This window comes from Macromonas nakdongensis (assembly GCF_002837145.1).
Taxonomy (GTDB): domain Bacteria; phylum Pseudomonadota; class Gammaproteobacteria; order Burkholderiales; family Burkholderiaceae_C; genus Macromonas_B; species Macromonas_B nakdongensis.
This window is the reverse complement of the sequence record NZ_NWMV01000135.1, coordinates 1-5,038: the sequence shown is the minus strand read 5'-3', so window position 1 is coordinate 5,038 and position 5,038 is coordinate 1. Positions and strand designations below refer to the sequence as shown.

The 5,038-nt window shown below is 56.2% G+C and carries 5 protein-coding genes; 4 read left to right on the top strand and 1 reads right to left on the bottom strand.

The annotated features are described in order from the left end of the window. Both CON77_RS15275 and CON77_RS14055 read left to right on the top strand, forming a co-directional pair. The coding region (locus tag CON77_RS15275) for a hypothetical protein (RefSeq protein WP_157826983.1) at positions 1-235 on the top strand (235 nt) is incomplete at its 5' end. A gap of 161 nt (positions 236-396) precedes the next feature. Further along, positions 397-1,023, top strand: a complete 627-nt coding sequence (locus CON77_RS14055) for a DNA-binding protein (RefSeq protein WP_101050135.1) — start codon at positions 397-399, stop codon at positions 1,021-1,023. A gap of 120 nt (positions 1,024-1,143) precedes the next feature. On the opposite strand, the gene CON77_RS14050 is transcribed toward CON77_RS14055, so the two are convergent. Continuing rightward, the gene (locus CON77_RS14050) at positions 1,144-2,445 is read right to left on the bottom strand and encodes a protein rep (RefSeq protein WP_145995353.1); all 1,302 of its coding nucleotides are present in this window, start codon (positions 2,443-2,445) and stop codon (positions 1,144-1,146) included. A gap of 284 nt (positions 2,446-2,729) precedes the next feature. Between CON77_RS14050 and CON77_RS15270 the strand changes: the two genes are divergently transcribed. Further along, on the top strand, positions 2,730-3,326 hold the full coding sequence (locus tag CON77_RS15270; RefSeq protein ID WP_157826982.1) for a hypothetical protein: 597 nt from the start codon (positions 2,730-2,732) through the stop codon (positions 3,324-3,326). 855 nt (positions 3,327-4,181) lie between these two features. Next, a partial coding sequence (locus tag CON77_RS14045) for a hypothetical protein (RefSeq protein WP_198552398.1) occupies positions 4,182-5,038 on the top strand: 857 nt, incomplete at its 3' end.

Below are 5,038 nucleotides of genomic sequence, written 5' to 3'. Positions count from 1 at the left end.
AGCCGACGAAGCATTCAGGCGAGCAGATGAGCCAGCAGGCGCACCAGCAGACAAGCTGGAGTACGAGGAGACGAATGAAGAAGCGAACGACCTTGCGTACCAACAAGAGCACGGTACGGCATACAACACGGCACAACCAGCAACGGATGATGAGGCAGAAGCCGCACCAGAACCCACAGGCTTAACAGGGCGCGTTTGGCAGTTCGTCAAGGCAAAGGTCACTTCCGCGAACTGACATCCACTCAGGCCAACGTCACTGGTTACGCGCCTGCGGCGCTACATGGGGCAAGCCCCATACCCCAACTCCACTTGGCAACAACAGTGTGTAGGGTTGTAGTGTTGTATTTGTAAAATTTACACTACAATACAACATACAAACATTACAGGAGTCCGTACATGGCCATCACTACAAACGACATACATACCGCTGCGAATACGCTGGTCGCACGCGGCAAGAAACCCACATTGGCTGCTATCCGCGCTGAGCTGGGCACAGGCAGCTTTTCGACCATCGGTGAGGGTATCAAGACGTGGAAACAGCAGCAGGTAGAGCAAGCACCTGCGGTTACAGCACCTGAGGCTGTGGCACAGCGTGCCGCTGAGCTGGCCGTGCAGGTGTGGGTTGTAGCTCAAGAGGAAGCCGAACAACGTATGCAACTTGAACGGGCAGCGATGGAGCAACAGCGGCAAGAACTGGAAAATGCCCGGGCAGAAGCCATGGAAGCTGCCGATTCGGCTGTGACGGCGCAGGAAGCGTTGCAGCAACAATTGGAGGCCACGAAAGGCAAGTACGCTGCCGTACAGCAGCAAGTGGCGGTACTACAAGCGCAACTTGCGGAGACAGTTGCACGGGCAGAACGGGCCGAAGTCTTGGCCAAGACTGCGCGGGCGGCAGAAACTGAGGCGCGCGAGGTTGCAGCAGAGCTACGTGGCCGTCTGGAAGCCGTAGAAAGAGCGCAGGCAAAGGCCATCGAGCAAGGTCAAGGTGCAGCTGGCGCGCAAATGTCTTTGGAAACCCCATAAAACGCCCAGATAAGGGCGTGGCAGGTACTCCCCTACCTGCAGAACCGGATCGGTTCTGCAGGAATGGAGCCAAGACAGTAATCGGCGACTAGAAAACGCCATCGGCAGGCCGCCGAGGTGTCAACACAGCAGGATTTCTCGGACTTCGACCAGCAAACCCGGCGGAATGACAGTGCCGGTGTGTGCGCCTTCGATAACATCGAGGAAGCGTGTGACCTCGTACCAGGAACGCTTGGCCGCAATTTCGAGCACGAGACCGCGGGCATCCACCTTCAACACGTCGCGCCACTGCTCATAGGTCAGGTAACCCATGAGCTCGGCTTCTTCTTCCGCACGCTCAACAAGCTGTTCGTCGCTCACATCTTCGACGGCGAGAGCCTTCTTGAGACCCTTGCTCCATACCAGTTGACGCTTGCCCTTGAAGGCGTGGGCAAACTCGCGGAACAGCGCTGCGGCTTGCTTGTCGGAGCTGTCCTCGGCCACAGCACGCAAGAAGTCAAACGGTGTCTCACCACCTGCACGGCCTTTCTTGAGGTGAGCCTTGGTCATTTCGTCCTGAAGACCCCACTTCGTGACGTAATTGGATGCCTTCTTGCCGTTGTCCAGCTTGAGGCCATGCTGGAAGCTGGGCGTACCAAGACCAGCGTACTCACAAGCCTTGACCCACACCTCATACAAGGCAAGCTGCCACTGGTAACGCTGGTGCAGGGTAGAAGCCTTTGCATCTGCTCCTACGCCCGTGAAAAGCAGGATGTGGAAGTGTGGGTGCCAACCGTTGTTACGGAGGCTTTTACGGCCGTGTGTGACCTCCAAAGCACGAACCTGACCCAAGTAGCCCATCTCAACCAGAACGCCCTTGGTGACGCGGTCGTTCCAAAACCTTTTGAGTGCCTTTGCCTGCTGGTCGAGCAGCTCCTTGAGCACGTCGCCACGCTGGTGAGGAACCGTCAGCGTCAACAAGTGAACGTTGCCACCGTTAGCCTGATGAACGCACATCGCCGACAAAAGCTCGGCACGTCTGCGCTCGGAAATCTTGGCTGAACACACTGGGCACTCCCAAACGGAGGAGCAAGTCTGCAAACCTGTGTAGTGAGCCGTGCCGTACTCGTTGACCTTCCAAATCTTGATTTCCTGGTTGTGAGCACGCAACCTCAGGCACTTGGCCATGCGGCTGTCGGGGATGATGGCAGCAGCCACGTTCTGCAGCTTGAAGCGTTGCGCCTTCACTGCCATCGGGTCAAAACCAGCGGAAGCGCTGGGAACCGTTGGGCTGTGTACCGATTTCGCATGTGTACCAAGGGGCGCTCCCGCGCCCTGACCACCACGCTGCGGCTGCACTACAGCAGCGTCCTGCACACGGTCGTCCTTGTGCCCCCGTCCAGTTTTGGAGGGGAGAACAGTCTTTTTGCTGAGGTTATTCACGATACGCCTTGAGCAAGTGGGCTCTGGCGCGTAAAATCGGTCTAGATTTCATGGCCCGCTGATTTCGGGTTAATGAACATCAGATGTCGGGGCATCCTACCTCCTCGACACTGACACGAGGCCCGCCATGTGCGGGCTTTGTTGTTTCTGCGTGATGTAAAGTGTAACCTTACCCGGAAGACATCGAAAGAAGATGCGTCAATTTTCTTTCGAAAACTTGGTCACGTATGGAAAGTTGGGTGCATGATGCATCCATATAGTGATAAAAGTAAAAAATTTAATAAATGAAGGAGGAGCTCATGGAAAAATTAAAAAAACCTGGATTATCTGTAATGCAAATAATCTTTTTTCTATTTATTGGGTTAGGCACAATTGCTTATATGGCCAATGAAGACAGAAAAGAAGAAAAAGCTGCAAGAGAAAAAGCAGAAAAAGAAGAAATTAGGCGTAAGGAAAGAGAGGCAGCAAAAGAAAAATGGGAGGCGGAAGCTCCCATGAGAGAAGAAGCTGCTAAAAGAAGAGCCGAAGAACGCGAAAAGCGTGAGCTAGCGGAAAGACTCATGGTAGAGAAAGAAGCTGCTCGCCAACTAGCCTTAGTACTGCAAAAATTTGATGATGCCAATTTGCTTGCATCCAGCACGCCCAGAATAGCTCTTGCGGGACCCATACAAAATCTACAACAAATCAACAGAGAATTACAATTAACATCGGTAACTCCGTGCTTGAGTCAAGCAAAATCAGATTTTTACCAAGGGATTTCGTACACAATCAAAAGGTACCTTGCGTTCATGCGACAAGAAGAAGAAGGAAGTTATGCAAGAAGCGCTGATGGTTTTATAAAGTCTGGGATGCAACAAACGAAATTTTGCATCTCAAAGTAAGTAGCTAAGTAGCAGATACACAAACGGGAGCCGGTGAGCCGAAGCCAGGAGTAGGAGCTTGCGACTTGCTGGCTGAGTGCTCATCCGGGGCGCAGCCCAGTGCCGTCAGGCACTGCGGGAGCCGCTGCAACAGGCCAGACGAACAAACCGGAAACCGCAGGTTTCAGGTTCGGCTGGAGCTGGTGCAGTGGGGCAAGGGACGAGGATTTGCAGTGAGCTTGCGAACGAAAAACCGCAGGAGCGCAGCACGGGTTTGGGCAGCAGCCCAAGCGGTGCAGGTGGCAAACCTGCTGGGGGAGCCGCTGAGTTTTGACCGACAAATTGGAGCGTCAGCGACTGGTCGGGCAAAAGCTCAGTGGGGGCAACGCCCGCGCTCCCTCCCACCCTCGGAGAGGGGCGGGCACCCGGAATTGTCCGAAGGAGCCGAACTTGTTCGGAGCCGCGCACTTGGGCGCGTGCCTATTACGGGTGCCCGCCCGTCGTAGACGGCACGCAGTGCAGCCAAAGGCTGGCGGGAGCGCCCACGAGACCACCGCAGGGGGTCGCTGTAGTCCGACCATATTGGTCGGGCGTGAAGGCAAGTGCGGCAAGGAGTCCGTAGGACGACCCAGCACGCGCAGCTGTTCGACCTCAGGGGAGAGCAGCGTAGCCACGAGCCATCCTCAGGATGGCGCTGTAGTCCGGCTGGCCGGACGTGAAGTAGCTGCCAAAAGCTAGGGGGTATGACCTTGCCGACGGGGATGAGCCGATCCTCAGTGTTCCAGGCGGTATTCCGGGCCAAAACTGTTACAAACTTTTACACGCCATCAAGCGCAATATCGGCCTGGAATACGCCGGTCAGTAGCTATACCTGGGATGCAAAAACAACTTTCATCCCAAATTCCGCCGCGGTTGGATGCCAACGAGCACGCTGCCACGGCACTTCACTTCATCGCCAGGTTCGGTTGGCTCAGGGCCATCGAGCTTGGACGCTTCGTGTATCCGAACGATACGCATGGGCGCAAGTACGCTGAGAAGCTGCTTCGGAAGCTGGTGCAGCTGCGTTACGTGCTCCCGCGCAAACTCCCAGGTGTCGGCGCAGGTAGCGCCTACGTGGTCGCCGCGCGAGGTGCCGCTTGGCTCAACGCCAATGCGGTCGGCTCGAACGAACGCAACGCACACGCAGAGGAAGACGATTACTACCGCGATGGCACCAACTGGGGCCGCAGCGATAAGAACGGCGTCTGGTCGCCGCCGCTGTCCTGGGAGCATGACCTGTTGGCTACGGGTGTGTTGAGTCTTTTTTGGCAACAGGGTGCCGTGGACGTGGTGTCCGAACGCGAGCTGCTGCGGATGGTGCCCAACGCCAGCAAACACGCCGATGGCCTGGCGGTCACGAAAGACCAGCACGGTCGGCTGCAAACGGTGTGGCTTGAGGTGGAGCGCAGCCGCAAGAGTGGCGAGAACTTGAACGCGATGCTCAAGGCCATCGTCGCAGCGCAACGCGGTACGCCCGTCACGGATTACCCAGGCCTTCCACCCGTGAGGCACGGAATGATTGCGGTTCCGGAGATGTGCCAAGACGAGCGTGGCTACTCACTCAACCACCAACAACGCATCCTCAACCGGCTCACCAAGATAGGTGTGAAGTCCGACACCAATATCAACTTCGTACTCATGCAGCTCAAGCACGTCACGGTCGAGGGCATCCGTTTCGCGACGATCGTCGCGAA

Coding starts and splice junctions, on each gene's coding strand:
- CON77_RS14055 (WP_101050135.1), top strand. CDS start 397: ATGGCCATCACTACAAACGACATACATACCGCTGCGAATACGCTGGTC.
- CON77_RS15270 (WP_157826982.1), top strand. CDS start 2,730: ATGAAGGAGGAGCTCATGGAAAAATTAAAAAAACCTGGATTATCTGTA.